At 55.2% G+C, this 17,070-nt stretch carries 13 protein-coding genes; 5 read left to right on the top strand and 8 right to left on the bottom strand.

What is annotated here, in order from left to right; all coding sequences use genetic code 11:
• Nucleotides 1-81 precede the first annotated feature (81 nt).
• The 6 genes from nhaA to glgB form a co-directional block, all read right to left on the bottom strand.
• Entirely contained in the window at nt 82-1,221 is a 1,140-nt protein-coding gene (nhaA, locus tag AKG43_RS09730) for a Na+/H+ antiporter NhaA (protein WP_054600374.1), read from the bottom strand.
• Nucleotides 1,222-1,448: 227 nt separating this feature from the next.
• Nucleotides 1,449-2,810: a glucose-1-phosphate adenylyltransferase gene (gene glgC, locus AKG43_RS09735; RefSeq protein WP_054600375.1), complete on the bottom strand. Its 1,362-nt coding sequence runs from the start codon at nt 2,808-2,810 to the stop codon at nt 1,449-1,451.
• On the bottom strand, nt 2,807-4,816 hold the full coding sequence (gene glgX, locus AKG43_RS09740) for a glycogen debranching protein GlgX (RefSeq protein ID WP_054600376.1): 2,010 nt from the start codon (nt 4,814-4,816) through the stop codon (nt 2,807-2,809). Before glgX ends, glgC begins: the two co-directional genes overlap by 4 nt.
• A gap of 65 nt (nt 4,817-4,881) precedes the next feature.
• A complete protein-coding gene (locus AKG43_RS09745) occupies nt 4,882-5,907 on the bottom strand; it encodes a YeiH family protein (protein WP_231718151.1) in 1,026 nt (341 codons plus the stop codon).
• A gap of 1 nt (nt 5,908) precedes the next feature.
• Nucleotides 5,909-6,046, bottom strand: coding sequence for a hypothetical protein (locus AKG43_RS12830; RefSeq protein ID WP_156300653.1), 138 nt, complete (start codon nt 6,044-6,046; stop codon nt 5,909-5,911).
• A gap of 17 nt (nt 6,047-6,063) precedes the next feature.
• Complete coding sequence (gene glgB / locus AKG43_RS09750) at nt 6,064-10,365, bottom strand: 1,4-alpha-glucan branching protein GlgB (RefSeq protein ID WP_054600378.1); 4,302 nt, start codon at nt 10,363-10,365, stop codon at nt 6,064-6,066.
• A gap of 194 nt (nt 10,366-10,559) precedes the next feature.
• Between glgB and ushA the strand changes: the two genes are divergently transcribed.
• On the top strand, nt 10,560-12,134 hold the full coding sequence (gene ushA / locus AKG43_RS09755; protein WP_054600379.1) for a bifunctional UDP-sugar hydrolase/5'-nucleotidase UshA: 1,575 nt from the start codon (nt 10,560-10,562) through the stop codon (nt 12,132-12,134).
• Here the strand turns inward: ushA and AKG43_RS13675 are convergent.
• A complete protein-coding gene (locus AKG43_RS13675; RefSeq protein ID WP_085359464.1) occupies nt 12,105-12,305 on the bottom strand; it encodes a signal peptidase in 201 nt (66 codons plus the stop codon). The two genes, ushA and AKG43_RS13675, sit on opposite strands and share 30 nt — an antisense overlap.
• 255 nt (nt 12,306-12,560) lie before the next feature.
• Between AKG43_RS13675 and rbsD the strand changes: the two genes are divergently transcribed.
• Genes rbsD through rbsB form a run of 4 tightly spaced genes read left to right on the top strand, consistent with a single transcriptional unit; the run spans nt 12,561 to nt 16,346 of the window.
• A complete protein-coding gene (gene rbsD, locus AKG43_RS09760) occupies nt 12,561-12,962 on the top strand; it encodes a D-ribose pyranase (protein WP_054600380.1) in 402 nt (133 codons plus the stop codon).
• On the top strand, nt 12,962-14,455 hold the full coding sequence (locus AKG43_RS09765; RefSeq protein ID WP_054600381.1) for a sugar ABC transporter ATP-binding protein: 1,494 nt from the start codon (nt 12,962-12,964) through the stop codon (nt 14,453-14,455). Before rbsD ends, AKG43_RS09765 begins: the two co-directional genes overlap by 1 nt.
• A complete protein-coding gene (locus AKG43_RS09770) occupies nt 14,452-15,390 on the top strand; it encodes an ABC transporter permease (protein ID WP_054600382.1) in 939 nt (312 codons plus the stop codon). Before AKG43_RS09765 ends, AKG43_RS09770 begins: the two co-directional genes overlap by 4 nt.
• Nucleotides 15,391-15,422: 32 nt before the next feature.
• A complete protein-coding gene (gene rbsB / locus AKG43_RS09775) occupies nt 15,423-16,346 on the top strand; it encodes a ribose ABC transporter substrate-binding protein RbsB (RefSeq protein ID WP_054600383.1) in 924 nt (307 codons plus the stop codon).
• Nucleotides 16,347-16,622: 276 nt separating this feature from the next.
• Here rbsB and AKG43_RS09780 read toward each other — a convergent pair whose 3' ends face one another.
• Nucleotides 16,623-16,973 carry a TonB family protein gene (locus AKG43_RS09780; RefSeq protein ID WP_054600384.1) on the bottom strand — a complete coding sequence of 117 codons (351 nt, stop codon included), beginning with the start codon at nt 16,971-16,973 and terminating at the stop codon, nt 16,623-16,625.
• Between the last annotated feature and the right edge of the window lie 97 nt (nt 16,974-17,070).

Raw genomic sequence — 17,070 nt, forward strand, 5'->3', positions numbered from 1 at the left:
AAATATTGATGCGGTTTTGATGTGTGTTTTCAGACGGCCTTCACGCTTGAAGCCGCCCGTGTTGTATGTAGTCGGCTGTATTCAGATACGTCGCGACGGAGCAAAACGCAACACGACATATCCTGCCGCCCCGGCCAAAAAAGAACCTAAAAACACGCCGATTTTGCTGTAATCTTGCAGTTGGGCATCGTCAAATGCCAACATGCCGATAAACAGGCTCATGGTGAAACCGATGCCGCACAGCAAAGCCACGCCGTACACCTGAAGCACCGTTGCGCCTTCCGGCAGCTTCGCCCAACCGAGCTTAACCGCCAGCCAAACCATGCCGAAAATCCCCAGCTGTTTGCCGATGAACAACCCCAGCGCAATGCCCAACACCACGGGCGACCACAATGCCGAGAGCGAAAATCCCGCAAACGAAACGCCTGCATTGGCAAAACCGAATACCGGCACCACCAAAAAAGACACCCATTTTTCCAAACCGTGCTCCCATTTGAGCAGCGGCGGCTCGATAATCGAATCGGTTACGCGCAGCGGAACGGTAAACGCCAGCAGCACACCCGCCAAAGTAGCGTGAATGCCTGATTTCAAGAAGAAAAACCACAACAGCAAACCCAACACCAAGTAAGGCAGGCTGCGTAATTCGCCTTTGCGGTTAAGCATAAACAAAGCAAGCAGCGTTAATGCCGCCAAGCCCAGATAAAGCCAAGCAATCTGCTCGGTATAAAACAGGGCGATAATCACAATAACGGCCAAGTCGTCCATAATCGCCAGCGCCGTCAGAAAAATTTTCAGCGAAGGCGGCACGCGCGAACCCAGCAACGCCAGCACGCCCAAAGCAAAAGCAATATCGGTGGCGGCAGGCACGGCCCAGCCGTCGGCTCCCGCTCCCGAACGGTTGAAGACCAAATACACCAGCGCAGGCACGGCCAATCCCGCCATTGCCGCCAAAGCGGGCAGAAACCGCTTGCTGTTGTTGTCCAGCTCGCCTTCCAGCAGCTCGCGTTTTACTTCCAAACCCACATACAGGAAAAACACGGCCATCAAGCCGTCGTTTACCCAATGCAGTACGCTTAATCCGGCCACATAGCTTTCCAAAGTGCCGAAATACGTTGAAGCGAAGGGGGAGTTGGCTGCCCACATGCCCAACACCGCCGCCGCCATCAATACGATGCCGGCAGCAGGTTCGCTGCGGAAAAAATGCCCTACTCTGTTGATCATCCGGTGTCCTCTCGGTTGTGTTCGTGAATCTTGTTATAAAGCCCGACTGTAAGCCGGCGGTTGCGAAGGCCGATTATATCAAGCACTGCACCCCCTGCCTGAAAAGACCGGTAAAGATAGCGGATACAAGCATATCAACAGGCAGGCAAGCGGGCGGTTTTTCCCAATTCCCGCACGGATGGTTGATTGTGTGCTCCGCCCTGCTCTGAGGCCGTCTGAAAAAGGGTTTAAATCAGATAATCGCCCTTTTCCACCTGCTCTTTTACCGCGGCTTTCATTTTTTCGGACTGCGCCAGTTTTTCCAGCATCGAAGGCGTAACCAGCACCACTCCGCCGCTCGAACTGATGCGGAAGCGTTCGGCATCCAGCCCGGCATCGTAGCCGATAACCATGCCGTCGGGGATGATGCAGTTGCGCTCGATAATGCAGTTTTTCAGACGGCAGTTTTTACCGATATGTACGCTGGGGAGTATCACCGCCGAATCGATTACCGAACCTTCGTTCACGGTAATGCGGTCAAACAGCACCGACGAGCTGATTTCGGCATCGGTAATGATGCAGCCGCCGCCGACCAGCGAATTGTCCAGCGTGCGGCAGTTGCGGTCTTTATAGAAAAACTTGGTGGGCATGGATTGCGTGGGCAGGCCGATCACCGGCCAGTTGCGGTCGAACAGGTTAAGCTGCGGGTGCTCGGTAACCAAATCCATGTGCGCGCGCCAATAGCTGTCGAGCGTGCCGACGTCGCGCCAGTAAATGCTGCCCTCGGTATTGCGCCCCGTGCAGGAGCGTTCAAACGGATGGGCGTAGAGTACGCCGTCTTTCAATGCGCGCGGAATGATGTCTTTGCCGAAATCGTGGTGGGTGTCGGGTTGGCGCACTTCGTCTTCCAGCACTTCATACAGATAATCGGTGTTGAACACATAAATGCCCATAGAGGCCAGCGAATGGTCGGGCTTTTCGCGCATGGCGGGCGGATCGGCGGGTTTTTCTACAAACTCTTGAACTTTAAGGTTTTCGTTCACGGCCATGATGCCGAATTCGCTGGCTTCGCTGCGTTTGACTTCGATACAGCCCACGGTGCATTTGGCGCCGCTGTTGATGTGGTCGCGCAGCATCTGCATATAGTCCATTTTATAAATGTGGTCGCCCGCCAAAATCAGCACATATTTGGGCTTGTAGTGCTCTTTCATAATCGGCACGTTTTGCCACACGGCATCGGCGGTGCCGCGATACCACATGCTTTCGTCGATTTGCTGGCGGGCGGGCAGCATATCGACAAACTGGCCGCGTTCGCGCGGTAAAAACGACCAAGCGTGTTGGAGGTGGCGCAGCAGCGAATGGGCTTCGTATTGGGTGATGACGCCGATTTTGAGCAGGTTGGAATTAAGGCAGTTCGACAGGGTAAAGTCGATGATGCGCCAGTTGCCGCCGAAATATACGGCGGGTTTGGAACGGCGGTCGGTCATTTCGTGCAGGCGCGAGCCGCGTCCGCCGGCGAGAATCAACACCAGCGTATTTTTGGCGATATCGGTGTTGTGAAGCATTCTTTCCGGCTCGAAAGTCAGGTTATCTTGCTTTAAGGTATTCATACAGTTTCTCCGGTTTCAACAAAAATCCAAATGCCTGCATGGGAAACGCTGCATTCGGGCTGAACCGACACGGGCGCATCTTCTGGGGCGAGGCGGCACACCCAGCGGCCGTGCGGTAAAACGAATGTTTGCGGGCTGTGCTTGCCGTTCACCAGCAGCAGCCATTTGTTGTCTATTCTGATTTGTAGTGCTTTTGCGGTTCGGTCGTCCCAATCGCGGCTTTTCATTTCGAGGCCGTCTGAATTGAGCCATTGCACGCGGCGGCTGCTCCACCAGACATCTTCTTTAAGCAGCGGTATTTCCCGGCGCACGGCCAAGAGTTCGCGCGTGTATTGTTCCCGTTCTTCGTTGCGTCGGTGCCAATCGAGCCAAGATATTTCGTTGTCTTGGCAATAACCGTTGTTGTTGCCTTGCTGGCTGTTGCCGGATTCGTCGCCCGCCGTGAGCATCGGCGTACCGTTGGACAACAGCAGCGAGGCCAACAGGGCTTTGACGGTGCGGCTGCGGGCGAGGTTGACGGCGGCATCGTCGGTTTCGCCTTCTGCGCCGTGGTTCCAGCTTAAATTATGGCTGTGGCCGTCGCGGTTGCCTTCGCCGTTGGTTTCGTTGTGTTTGTCGTTATAGCTGACCAAATCTTGCAGGGTAAATCCGTCGTGTGCGGTGATAAAGTTTACACCCGCAGAAGGCTGCCTGCCGCGTGCTTGGAAAATGTCGGACGATCCGGCCAGCCGTTCGGCAAATATGCCTACGTTGCCGCTGCCCTGTAGCCAAAACGCGCGCATATCGTCGCGGAAGCGGTCGTTCCATTCGGCAAACGGGTAGGGAAACTGCCCCAAGCGGTAGCCGCCTGCGCCGATGTCCCACGGTTCGACAATCAGTTTGCGCCCTGCCAGCACGGGGTCTTGCCGGGCCGTCTGAAAAAAACGGGCGTTACTGTGAAAGTCGGGTTCGCGCCCCAACACCGTGCCCAAATCGAAGCGGAAGCCGTCGATATGGAAAGACTGCACCCAATAACGCAGGCTGTCCATTACCCAGCGGGTGGCATTATGGCCGGCAATCTGCACGGTATTGCCGCAACCCGTCCAATTGCACAGGCGGCCTTCGCCGTCCTGCCAATACCAGGCGGGGCTGTCGATGCCGCGCTGGCACAACATCAGGCCGACGTCCAAATCCTGCTCGGCGGTATGGTTGTACACCACGTCCAAAATCACTTCGATACCGGCTTGGTGCAGGGCTTTCACGGCACGGCGCAGTTCGTTGGCGGCTTGCTGCGGGTCGGCGGCATAACCGGTTTCCACCGCAAAGTGCGAGCAGGTGTTGTATCCCCAATAATTCGACAAGCCGCGCTGCTGCAAATGGTATTCGTCGAGATGCGTCTGAATAGGCAGCAGCTCCACGGCGGTAATGCCCAAGGCTTTCAGACGGCCTATCACGCGCCCGTCGGCCAATGCGGCATACGTTCCGGCATGTTGCACATCCGGCATCAGTTTGGTCAGCCCTTTCACATGCGCTTCGTAGATAACGGTTTGCGCCCACGGCGTGTTAGGGTGGCGGTCGTTTTCCCAGTCGAAGGGCTGCTCTTCCACCACCACGCTTTTGGGCGCAACGGCTGCATTGTCGCTGCCGTTGCGGTAATGAAAATGTGCCAACTCACGTTCATTGCGGTATTGCGGTTTGCCGTCCACCGCTTTCGCATAAGGGTCGAGCAGCAGTTTCTGCGGATTGAACAACAGCCCCAATTCGGGATAGTGCGTGCCGTAAACCCGATAGCCGTAACGCTGCCCCGAAGCGATGTTTGGCACAAAACCGTGAAACACGCCGCCGCTCTTGGCCGGCAGCGTGATGCGGGTTTCTGTTCCGCCTTCAAACAGGCACAACTCGATTTTTTCGGCCGACGAAGAAAACACCGCAAAATTCACGCCGCCGTCTCTAACCGTTGCCCCCAAGGGGTAAGGCAGGCCGTCTGAAATTTCCGCTCCGTTGTGGTGTTGCCGCAGTAAGGTCATGGTTTGGTTTGCTTTTCTTTTATGGTGTGTTGTTATGGTCAATCCTGTTTTTCAGACGGCCTGCGTTATTTAAACAGCCAATATCCGGCATACGACAACGCCCCGCCGCCTATCATCAGCCACACCGCCAGCACGCCTGCCAACAGCAGCGGTTTGATGCCCGCCGCCCGCACCGCCTGCCAGCGGGTTGTTAATCCCAGCGCAAACATGGCCGTGGCAAGCAGCAGCGTATCCAGCGTCAGCACCGCCTGATGAATGTGCGGCGGCAGCGGAAACCAGCTGTTCAAAGCCACCATCGCCAAAAATGCCGGCACAAACCACGGCACGGCAAAGCGTTTGCCGTTTGCTTGCCCTCCCTGCCCGCCTGTTAAAGCCGGAAGCACCAGCAGCAGCGGCGCCAGCAGCATAACCCGAATCATTTTGGTAATCACCGCCACATCAGCCACGGCAGGGTTAACCGCCGCACCGGCCGCCGCTACTTGCGCCACTTCGTGCACGGTAGAGCCGGTATAAATGCCCCATGCGAACCATGCGGCGGCAGAAGCATCTGCGGGCAGCAGCGATACGGCCAACAGCGGATACACAAACATCGCCAGCGTGCCGAACACCACCACGGTTGCCACCGCCACGCCCACATCGCGCTCTTGCGCTTTGACCACCGGCTGCGCCGCCAATACCGCCGCCGCACCGCACACTGCACTGCCCGCGCCCACCAATGCGGCCGTTTTGGCATCGAGCCGAAACCGTTTGCCCAACTTCACGGCCAGCAGCATGGTTACCGCCACCACCGCCGCATCGGCCAACAAAGCAGGCCAGCCCACATAAGCCACTTGGCTCAAGGTAAGCCTGAAACCGTAAAGCATGATGCCCACCCGCAACAGGTAGGTTTTGCTGAACGCAATGCCCTGCGGCCATAAAGCGGGCATACGCAGCATCAGCGTATTGCCGAGCAACATGCCGGCCACAATCGCCAGCGTCAGCGAGCTGATTCCCCAACCGCTCAAAGCGGGCGATTGCGAACCCATCATGCACAATACCGATACTGCCAGCAGCGGTATCAGCTGCCCTATTCCAAAGAAACGTGCCTGCACGCTATATACCTCCCGCCCAACCTGCCGCACCGTTTGATGCCGTCTGTTGTGGCGTTTCCTCTTGCGGTTTACGGTTGTTTTGCTTGTTCAGACGGCCTGTTGCACCGTTTGATGCCGTCTGAAAGCATACTTTTATCATCGTCAAAATTATTTTCTTCAAGCCGGTTTACTGTCGGCTGCCAGATACAGCCACACCGTAGCCAGCGGCGGCAAAGTCAGCTCCAGCGACTGCGCCTTACCGTGCGATTCAACGGCCTGCGTAGCCGTTTGCGCGCCGCACGACACACCGCTGCCCTGATATTGCAGGCCGTCTGAATTGAGTATTTCGCGGTACACACCTGCCGCATTCACGCCGATGCGGTAATGATGGCGCACTACGGGTGTGAAATTGCTCACGGCAATCAGGCGGTTGCCGTTGCGGTCGCGCCGCTCGAACGCAAATACCGAATGGTTGCCGTCGTCGGCCACCAGCCACTCGAAACCTTCGGGCCATTGGTCGAGCTGGTAAAGCGGCGCATGGCTGCGGTAAGTATGGTTAAGGTCGCGCACGAAATCCTGCACGCCTTTGTGCCACAGGCCGCCGTGTTGTTCTTCGAGCAAAAACCAATCGAGCGGCTCGTTGTAGTTCCATTCCCGCCCTTGCGCAAATTCGTTGCCCATAAACAGCAGCTTTTTGCCGGGGTGGGCATACATAAAGCCGTAATAGGCGCGCAGATTGGCAAATTTCTGCCAGCAGTCGCCGGGCATTTTCGCCAGCAGCGAGCCTTTTCCGTGCACCACTTCGTCGTGCGAGAGCGGCAGGATAAAGTTTTCGCTGTATTGGTACATCATGCCGAAGGTCATCAGATTGTGGTGGTATTTGCGGTTGATCGGGTCTTCCCGCATATAGCGCAGCGTGTCGTTCATCCAGCCCATGTTCCATTTGTAGTGGAAATTCAACCCTTCGGCACGGGTTACGCCGGCAAACGAGGTGGATTCTTCGGCCATTGCGGCCACGGCAGGGGCATGTTGCTGCAACATGGTGTTGGTGTCGCGCAGAAAGGCGATGGCTTCCAAGTTTTCGCGCCCGCCGTAGCGGTTGGGAATCCACTCGCCCTCTTTGCGCGAATAATCACGGTAAATCATCGAGGCCACGGCATCGACGCGCAACCCGTCGAAACCGAAACGCTCAATCCAATATAAAGCATTGCCTTGCAGGAAATTTTTCACTTCGGCACGGCCGAAATTGTAGATCAGCGTGTTCCAGTCTTGATGGTAGCCTTCGCGCGGGTCGGCATGTTCGTAAAGCGGCGTGCCGTCGAAACGGCCGAGACCGTGCTCGTCGGCAGGAAAATGGCCGACCACCCAATCGAGTATCACGCAGATACCCGCATTGTGCGCCGCGCTAACCAATGCCTGCAACTGCTGCGGCGAACCGAAGCGGCTGGTCGGCGCATACAGCCCCGTGGCCTGATAGCCCCACGAACCGTCAAACGGGTATTCGGAAAGCGGCAACAGCTCGATATGGGTAAATCCCATGTCTTTCACATAGCCTACCAATTCTTCTGCCAATTCTTCGTAGGTGAGCCAGAAATGGTTTTCCAGATTGCGCCGCCACGAGCCGAGATGCACTTCGTAAATCGCTATCGGGCTGTCGATGGCATTGGCGCGGGCGCGGAATGCGGGTTCGGGCATTTTGTCGGGCAGGCCGCGCACCACCGAAGCGGTGGTCGGGCGCAGTTCGGCGGCGAAAGCGTAGGGGTCGGCTTTTTGGTAAACGCGGCCGTCTGAACCGCGTATTTCGAATTTATACAGGGCATTGAACGGCACGGCGGGGATAAAGATTTCCCAAATGCCGCTTTCGGCATGTCGGCGCATCACATGGTGGCGGCCGTCCCAGCGGTTAAACGTGCCGATTACCGAAACGCGTCGGGCATTGGGCGCCCACACGGCAAAATTCACGCCCCGAACGCCGTCGATTTCAACACAATGCGCGCCCAAAACCTCATAAGGGCGCAAATGCGTACCTTCGGCAAGCAGCCATTCGTCGGTTGCCTGCAAATGCGGACCGTAGCGGTAGGGGTCTTCAACGGTTTCAGACGGCCCTTGCGCACTGTATTGCACGCTCAAGGCATAATCGGGCGCATCGGGCGGCAACACGGCGGCGAAAAAACCTCTGTCGTCGAGTTTTTCGGTGGCGGTCAGCAGTCTGCCGCCATCACGCGCCACAATGTCCACACTCAGCGCATCGGGCATCAGGCAGCGCACCGTTTCGCCCCCGCCCGGCAGCGGATGACGGCCGAGATACGCAAACGGATTGCCGTGTGTGGCGTAAAACAGGCTGTCGATGGTGTCGCGTTCGGTTTGGTCGGGCGGCGGATAGGGCGCCCTCAGGCTGTTTTTTCTCATACGCACCTCGTTGAGCATGGCAAGTTGCTGCACGATAAAGGGATGGTTAACAAACGCTTCTACCGGCAAAGGCAGTTTGCGCGCCCAGTTGGGATAGCCGCCCGCCACACCGGGCACATTGAAGTTTTCGGTCATGCCCAGCAGGTTTTCGATTTGCACGGCGTAAAGCAGGCTGCGGCTCTCGGCACCGAAACGGTGAACGGCGTTCGTCAGCACATGATCGGCGGTTTCAGACGGCCTGTAATCGAAAGGCAGGCAACGGGTGTATTTGAGCGCATTGAGCAGGTCTTCTTTATCGCGGCTGCGCTGTGCCGAGGCCGTCTGAAAAGCATGTTCGCCAACCAAAGTGCCGAGCGCATACATGGTTTGCACATCGCGCCCCGCCCACCAGCCAGCCAGCGGCGCCACGTCGTGCGTACTGATCACGGCAAGCGCCTGCTGCGGGTAAAATTCGGGGTGCTCGAAAGCATAATCGTGGCGGCTGAAATACATTACCTTATAAGAAAAAATGCGGTAGCGGTCGAGCAGCCGGCGGGTGTCTTGAGGCACCGTGCCCAAATCTTCGCCGATTACCACGCAGCGGCAGCGGTGGCTTTCCAAGGCGGTAACGGCAAACAGCACTTCCTGCGGATAATGCACATAAGCGCCCTGATCGGCCGTTTCGCTGCCCAATACCCACCACAGGCGGCACAGCGACATCACATGATCGATACGCAGCACGCCGTACCAACGCATATTCGCGCGCAATACTTCGATAAAACTGCGGCAGCCGGTGCGCTTCATCACCAGCGGATGATACGGCGGCAAGTTCCAGTTTTGCCCCGCCGGGCCTAGCGGGTCGGGCGGCGCACCTATCGACATATCCATGCAATATTGCTGACGTGCCAACCAAGTGTCTGCGCTGCCCCGCGCCGCACCCACCGCCAAATCGCCATACACGCCGAGCGGCACGCCGTGCGCCCGTGCGGCATCGTTTGCGGTCTCAAGCTGCTGTGCGCACAACCATTGCAGCCACATATAAAAACGGATTTCGCCTTGATGCGCCCGAGCAAACGCCTCTACGGCCTCTGCGTGCGGATCGTGAAATTCAGACGGCCACGCCGTCCACCCTACTTCTGTGCCGTCCCGGCGGGCATAATGGTTGTCTAAAGCTTCAAACAGCGCAAAACCGTACAGCCCTTCGCCTTTTTCTGCCGCAAACTGCTCAAAGGCCGTCTGAAAAGGTTTTGCCGAAGGGCCGCGCTCGTTTTCAAACGCTTCGAACACCAACAGCAGGGCTTCTTTTTTCAACGCCCATACCGCCGCATAATCCACCGTTTCGGTTTCGCGCACCGCCGCTATTCTTGCCCGGGTATGCCCGCTCTCCAGCCATGCCCGCGCCCGCGCCGCAAACGGCATGGTTTCGATTACCTTTGCCGCATCCAAATACAGAGCATTCAGCCACACGCGCGAAGAAGGGCTGTACGGGCTGGCATAATCCGGCCTCGCGGTAAACAGCGCGTGCAGCGGATTAATGCCGATAAAATCCACGCCCTGCCCGCCCGCAAACGCCATCATGCGTGCCAAATCCGAATAATCGCCTATGCCCCAGTTGTGCGCCGAACGCAGGCTGTATAGCTGTATCGTCAAGCCGTTCATCCGCATGCCGTCTGAAAGCGGCTGCGGGCAGTATGCCTGTTCGGGCGCAACCACCAGCCACACGCGGTGTTTCAGACGGCCTTTCCCCACCGTCAGCCGGTAATAACCGCTTTGAGGCACAGATAAAAAAACAGCAGGCCGGTTGCCGTTTTCTCCCAACGACCACTCCGCCTGCTGCGTTTTGCCTGCTTCGTCAACCAGCGACACCTCGTCTGCACCGGCATAATCCGGCGGCAAACCGACCGCACCGCGCACACCTTCGTTCAACGCTGCCACATCGTCAAACCCGCCGGCAGGCACGTCTTTCTGCAAGCGTGCCGCCAGCTTTTCCAGCACCCGCCCGCTTGCCGGACGGTAAATGCCCTCGATATCGTAATAGCCGGAGGCAATGCCCAAACCTGCCGCAAGCTCTGTAATCGGATGTAGGCTCATAAGGTTAACCGAGTGTGGATTTTACAAATGTCTCATACTGTAAACCGATATTAATATAAAATGCGAACGCACGGATATGTAATTGCGCGTAGTTCCCACATAAACTGATTTCGACCAATATCCCCGATTTCCGGTTGGCTTCGCAGCGAATCGGATTCTTCCTTTTCATCTGAACAAACGAAAGAAGTGCCGTTATGAAAAAAATCCTGCTTACCGCCCTGCTTCTGCCCGCCTTTGCCCATGCCTACCAAAGCGGCAAAACCTACCACCTGACCATCCTGCACACCAACGACACCCACGGCCGCTTTTGGCCCAACGAACGCGGCGAATACGGCATGGCCGCACACCAAACGCTGGTGAAACAAATCAAAAAAGAAGTGCAGCACAAAGGCGGCTCGCTGCTCATCCTTCATGCAGGCGACATCAACACCGGCGTGCCCGAATCCGACGTTCACAACGCCCGGCCCGACATCGAAGCCATGAACGCCATCGGTTACGAAGCCATGGCTCTGGGCAACCACGAGTTCGACAACCCGCTGCAAATGCTCGGCATGCAGGAAAAATGGGCGAAGTTTCCGTTTATCTCCGCCAACGTGCGCCACAAACACAGCGGCAAATATTTGGTGAAACCTTATGTGATGCTCAACAAAAAAGGGCTGCGCATCGCCGTAGTGGGGCTGACCACCGAAGAAACCGCCACCGCCGCCAATTTGGTATATACCCAAAACGTGTCTTTCGATGACACCCGTCGCGCCGCCTCCAAAATGCTCAACAACCTCAAGCGCCGCCAACCCGACATCAAAATCGCCCTCACCCACTTGGGCTACAACAGCGACATCGGTCTGGCCGAGGCGCTGCCGCAGCAATCGTTCGACCTGATTATCGGCGGCCACAGCCACACCACCGTTTGCGTCGATTCGGAAGGCCGTCTGAAAAAAGACTACCGTGCCGGCGAAGCCTGCCGCCCCGATTTCCGCAACGGCACTTGGATTATGCAGGCAGGCGAATGGGGCAAATATTTGGGGCGCGCCGACTTTACCTTTAAAGACGGCAAACTCTCTTTACAATCCTACCGGCTCATTCCGGTCAACCTGAAATACAAAACCGAAACGGCCGACGGCAAAACCGAATATGTGCTCTATCAAAAAGAAATCCCGCAAGACGAAAAACTGGCAGGCCGTCTGAAAAAATACCAAGACGAAGCCGATGAAAAACTCGGCATCGAAGTCGGTAGCGTAACCGGCAAACTCGAAGGCGACCGCAGCATTGTCCGCCACCAAGCCACCAATCTCGGCCGCCTGATCGCCCGTTCGCAACGCGAGCGCACCGGTGCCGATTTATCGGTTATGAACAGCGGCGGCATCCGCGATTCGATTCAGGCAGGCAAAGTCACCTATAAAGACATCTTGCGCGTGCAGCCTTTCGGCAACCTTGTCGGCTATGTAGGATTAACCGGTGCCGAGCTGCGCGGCTACCTGCAAACCGTAAGCCAAATGAAACCCGGTTCAGGCGGCTATCCCCAATTTGACAATGTTTCTTTCCAAACCGATGCCGAAGGCAAAATCAGCAATATCCAAATTGGCGGCAAACCCCTGCAAGACAATCAAGTCTACCGCCTCAGCCTTCCCGATTTCCTGGCCAACGGCGGCGACGGCTACCCCAAAGTGGCCGACAGACCTTCATACGTTAACACCGGCTATGTCGATGCCGACGCATTAAAGCTCTATTTCCAACGCCATTCACCGATAGACCCGGCACAGTTTCAATAATAAAGGCCGAGACCTTTGCAAAACCCCCAGATGCGGATGCAGTTCAAGGCGTAGCAGCACAGCGAGTGCAGACATATCATATAGATAGGCAAACGAGCGAGCAGCGCACAACGCAGAAATGCGCCGCAGATGGGGGTTTTGCAAAGGTCTCAGGCCGTCTGAAAGCGCCAAATGCTTTCCAGACGGCCTTTATAACTGTTTTTCCGAGCCCTTTTTATCAAGATAAAACAATATATCAAATTATCTTAACAAACATTATCAATCTTTCAAAAACCCGTTGAAAACCGATTGAATCCGCCATTATACTTACAGCTTGTCATCGGAAGTTATTCTGATTGCTTAAAAAAAATCGAGCGTGCCGCAAGCAGGCCGAAATCTGTTCTGTAAGGCCGCGCCTCAGAATTGACGCAAAGGAACACATGTATTATGAAAAAAACAGGTGTACTCAACGCAGAACTCTCCAAACTCATCGCCACTTTGGGGCATGGCGATATGCTGGTAATCGGTGATGCCGGCCTGCCCGTTCCCCACGGCGTTCCCTGCATCGACTTGGCCGTCAGCTTGGGCGTACCCGCACTGCGGCAGGTGTTAGATGCCGTATTGCAGGAAATCTGCTTGGAAAAAATCACGCTGGCAAAAGAAACCGAAGCTCACAGCGCCGATTTATGGCGGTTTGCGCACAACCATGCAGAAAACAACCGCATTCAAACCGCAACCGTGAGCCACGAAGCACTCAAGCAGCTTTCCCAAACCGCCCGCGCCGTTGTCCGCACCGGCGATACAACGCCTTATACCAACATTATTCTTCATTCCGGAGTGCCGTTTTAATGAACCAGCCGAAATTATTGGTAGAGATGCGGCAAATCAACAAATCGTTCGGCCCCGTGCAGGTGTTGCGCGGTGTGGATTTTGATTTGCGCGCCGGAGAAGTCCATGCCCTGATGGGCGAAAACGGCGCGGGCAAATCCACCCTGATGAAAATCCTCACCGGCATTTATCAGGCCGAAGAAGGCCGGGTATTGATAGACGGCCGCGAAGAAACCATCAAAACGCCTGTCGACGCACAAAAGCTAGGCATCGCCATCATCCACCAAGAACTCAACCTGCTGCCGGAAATGACGGTTGCGGAAAACTTTTTTCTCGGGCGGGAAATCGTGAAACACGGCGTGCTGCAAAAGCAGCAAATGGCCAAAATTGTTACCGAACAGCTTGCCGCATTGCAGGCCAACTTCGGCCCCGATACTTTGATTAAAGAATTATCGGTGGGTCAGCAACAATTGGTAGAAATCGCCCGCGCGCTTTCGATTGATGCGAAAGTGATTATCATGGACGAGCCGACCGCCGCCTTAACCGAGCCTGAAATCCAACGCTTGTTCGGAATTGTGCGGCAGCTTGCCGAAAAAGGCGTCGGCTTGGTTTATGTGTCGCACCGCATGGAAGAAATTTTCCAAATCTGCCAACGCATAACCGTATTGCGCGACGGCATTTCAGTCGGCACCAAAGCCATTGCCGATACGCATTTCGACGATGTGGTCAGCATGATGGTGGGGCGCGAACTGAACGAGCGTTTTCCCGAACGCGACAGCAACATCGGCGAAGTGAAGCTGGAAGTCAATAATCTTTCAGACGGCCTCAACGTCAGCGGCGTCAGCTTTGAAGTACGTGCCGGAGAAATTCTGGCATTTGCCGGGCTTATCGGCTCGGGGCGCACCGAAATCGCCAACACCTTGTTCGGCTTATCCCCGCTGGCGGAAGGCGAAATCAAAATCAACGGCAAGCCCGTGCAAATCAAAAGCCCGCGCCATGCCATCGCCCATAAAATCGCTTACGTTACCGAAGACCGCAAAGCCAAAGGTTTGATTCTCGACATGAGCGTGCGCGAAAACAGTACGCTGGTGCATCTGCCCGTAAAAAACGGCATGGTTGACCGCGCCCACGAGAAAAGCTACATCAAACAAGCGGTTGAGAAGCTGAAAATCAAAGTGGCCGACACCGAAGAAGCCGTGCGCCGTCTTTCCGGCGGCAACCAGCAAAAAGTCGTGTTGGCCAAATGGCTGATGGAACTGCCGGAAATCCTGATTCTCGACGAGCCGACACGCGGCGTAGATGTGGGCGGCAAAGCCGAAATTTACCGCATCATCAACGAATTAAGCCGTGAAGGTGTAGCCATCATCATGATTTCGTCGGAGCTGCCCGAAGTGCTCGGCGTATCCGACCGCGTGGCAGTGATGTGCGAAGGCCGTCTGAACGGCATTTTGAATACCAAAGAGGCTGACCAAGAAAAAATCATGGCATTGGCAGCCGGAGGAAACGCAGCATGAAACCATTGTCTATCGGCGCCACCGTCAAAAAAATGGGGCCTTTATTGGGTTTGGTGGTGTTGTCGGCCGTATTGAGTGCGGCCACGCCCAACTTCCTGACTTCTAATAACTTATTCAGCGTATTGCGCCAAGTAACATACAGCGGCCTGCTGGCTTTCGGCATGACGTTTGTGATTCTGATCGGCGGCATCGATTTATCGGTCGGCGCGATTCTGGCTTTGGTCGGCATCATCACCGCCAGCCTGATTCAGACAGGCATGGATCCGATTTTGGCATCCTGCATCGGCATTCTGCTCGGCGCCGCCTGCGGTGCGGTAAACGGGCTGTTGGTGTCGGTAGGCCGCATCGCTCCCTTCATCGCCACGCTGGCCACCATGATTCTCTTCCGCGGAATCGCGCAGGAATATTCCCAATCCAAACCGATTACCATCAATGTAGACGGCTTCTTTAACGATATCGGCTCGGGCTATCTTTTCAACACCGTTCCCACGCCGGTGGTGTTGATGCTGGCCGTTTACTTCGTTTTATGGTTTGTGTTGAAAAAAACCCGTTTCGGCCGCCACGTTTACGCGCTCGGCGGCAGCGAAGACGTCGCCCGCATTTCCGGCCTGAAAGTCAGAAGCCTGAAACTTTGGGTTTATACTTTATCGGGCATGCTTTCCGCCGTGGCCGCTTTGGTCGTTACCAGCCGCCTTTCTTCCGCCAGCCCCAACGCCGGCGTGATGTACGAATTGGACGCGATTGCCGCAGTCGTATTGGGCGGAACCAGCCTGTCCGGCGGGCGCGGCTGGCTGTTCGGCACACTCGTTGGCGTGGTGTTGCTCGGCGTATTGAGCAACGGCCTCAACCTGCTGAACGTATCGGCCAACTACCAGCTGATTATCAAAGGCGCGGTTATTCTGTTTGCCGTTTTACTCGACCGCAAAAACGCCTGATTTTTCTTACCCTCTCACAATGGAGAACCACGATGAAATTCTTACGCAAAGCCTCAGCCCTACTCATTACCGGCGTTCTGCTTACCGCCTGCGGCCAACAACAGGCCGACAACAAAACCGCCGCTTCCGCAGCTGCAACCGGCGACACCGTAGGCTTGGCCATTTCCACCCAAAACAACCCGTTTTTCGTTAATCTGAAAGAAGGCGCACAAGCGCAAGCTGACAAACTCGGTTTAAAACTGGTGGTGGTGGATGCCAACGACGATTCGGGCAAACAAGCCGCCGGCGTGGACGATTTGCTGCAGCAAAATATCAAAGTGCTGCTGATTAACCCCACCGACTCCGAAGCCGCAGCCGCTTCAGTCAACCGTGCAGCCAAAGCAGGCATTCCCGTTATTTCCATCGACCGCTCGGTGAAAGGTGCCGAAGTGGCTTCACATGTGGCGTCCGACAACGTTGCCGGCGGTAAAATGGCAGCCGAATATATCGTCAGCAAACTGCCCGCAGGCGGTGAAATGGTTGAGCTGGAAGGCATTCCCGGCTCTTCCGCCGCCCGTGAGCGCGGCGAAGGCTTCCATCAAGTGATGGACGCACAACAAACCATTAAAATCGTTGCCAAACAACCGGCCGATTTCGACCGCACCAAAGGCTTGACCGTAATGGAAAACATTCTGCAAAGCCATCCGAACATTAAAGCAGTATTTGCCCATAACGACGAAATGGCCTTAGGTGCGGTAAAAGCTTTGGAAGCAGCCAATAAAAAAGACGTTATCGTGGTCGGCTTTGATGCAACCGACGACGCCCAAGCCGCGGTTAAAGCCGGCAAAATGGCCGCAACCGTCGCCCAAAAACCGGCCAAAATCGGAGAACTGGGCGTAGAAGCTGCCAAGAAAGTGATTGCCGGAGAAACCGTGGAAAAATCCATTCCCGTGGAATTGGAGCTGATTAAGCAATAAAATTTTTCCTATCTAATTAAAAGGCCGTCTGAACATTATGTATTCAGACGGCCTTTTGCCATTTACCGGATACTTTTGCGCGGATGTGGGGTGTCATTTAAAGCGTATCCGGCAAATAAATTTCAAAATCTGTATTCAGTTTGTCGAAATATCAAACCGTTATAAATAACCCAACTGCACATCTTTCCAAACAAAAAGCACTCTTATCCGATTAGATAAGAGTGCTTTTCTCTACTTTGTATTTTCTCAGCTGCTGCTTATGAAGCAGCCTACACTTTAACGTTTTAAACCGGCATGTTCCACGGCGGCAGGCTGGCTGAAGTTAATTTCTTTAATGGCACTGAAATTGATCGGATCGCCGTTCATGGTAACCGGACGCAAATGTTGCGTGCGGATCCAAGTAACCGCTTGTGCATCAATCTGTTTGGAACCGCTGCTGCGCACTACTCGCGCACCGTTCACTTGGCCGGAAGCATCGATATCGATGCTTAACGCCAAGTTGCCGACAATAGGATTAACGGCTTCGGAAGCTTTTTGATGAAAAGCAATATCTTGGGCAAAGCCGGTTTGCGCGGCAGAAAACAAGATAAAAGCAAACACGGAAGAGAGAGCACGCTTGAATTTCATTTTATATTGTCCTTATCGTAATGTGTTTGGCCATATTTGAATCATTAAATGCCAAAATACCAAATCTCTTAAAGAAAAATATAAATCTGTCTCTTAT

The sequence above is a fragment of the Neisseria sp. 74A18 genome (assembly GCF_001308005.1).
GTDB classification, from domain to species: Bacteria; Pseudomonadota; Gammaproteobacteria; order Burkholderiales; family Neisseriaceae; genus Neisseria; species Neisseria dumasiana.

Coding starts and splice junctions, on each gene's coding strand:
- nhaA (WP_054600374.1), bottom strand. CDS start 1,221: ATGATCAACAGAGTAGGGCATTTTTTCCGCAGCGAACCTGCTGCCGGC.
- glgC (WP_054600375.1), bottom strand. CDS start 2,810: ATGAATACCTTAAAGCAAGATAACCTGACTTTCGAGCCGGAAAGAATG.
- glgX (WP_054600376.1), bottom strand. CDS start 4,816: ATGACCTTACTGCGGCAACACCACAACGGAGCGGAAATTTCAGACGGC.
- AKG43_RS12830 (WP_156300653.1), bottom strand. CDS start 6,046: ATGATAAAAGTATGCTTTCAGACGGCATCAAACGGTGCAACAGGCCGT.
- glgB (WP_054600378.1), bottom strand. CDS start 10,365: ATGAGCCTACATCCGATTACAGAGCTTGCGGCAGGTTTGGGCATTGCC.
- ushA (WP_054600379.1), top strand. CDS start 10,560: ATGAAAAAAATCCTGCTTACCGCCCTGCTTCTGCCCGCCTTTGCCCAT.
- rbsD (WP_054600380.1), top strand. CDS start 12,561: ATGAAAAAAACAGGTGTACTCAACGCAGAACTCTCCAAACTCATCGCC.
- AKG43_RS09765 (WP_054600381.1), top strand. CDS start 12,962: ATGAACCAGCCGAAATTATTGGTAGAGATGCGGCAAATCAACAAATCG.
- AKG43_RS09770 (WP_054600382.1), top strand. CDS start 14,452: ATGAAACCATTGTCTATCGGCGCCACCGTCAAAAAAATGGGGCCTTTA.
- rbsB (WP_054600383.1), top strand. CDS start 15,423: ATGAAATTCTTACGCAAAGCCTCAGCCCTACTCATTACCGGCGTTCTG.
- AKG43_RS09780 (WP_054600384.1), bottom strand. CDS start 16,973: ATGAAATTCAAGCGTGCTCTCTCTTCCGTGTTTGCTTTTATCTTGTTT.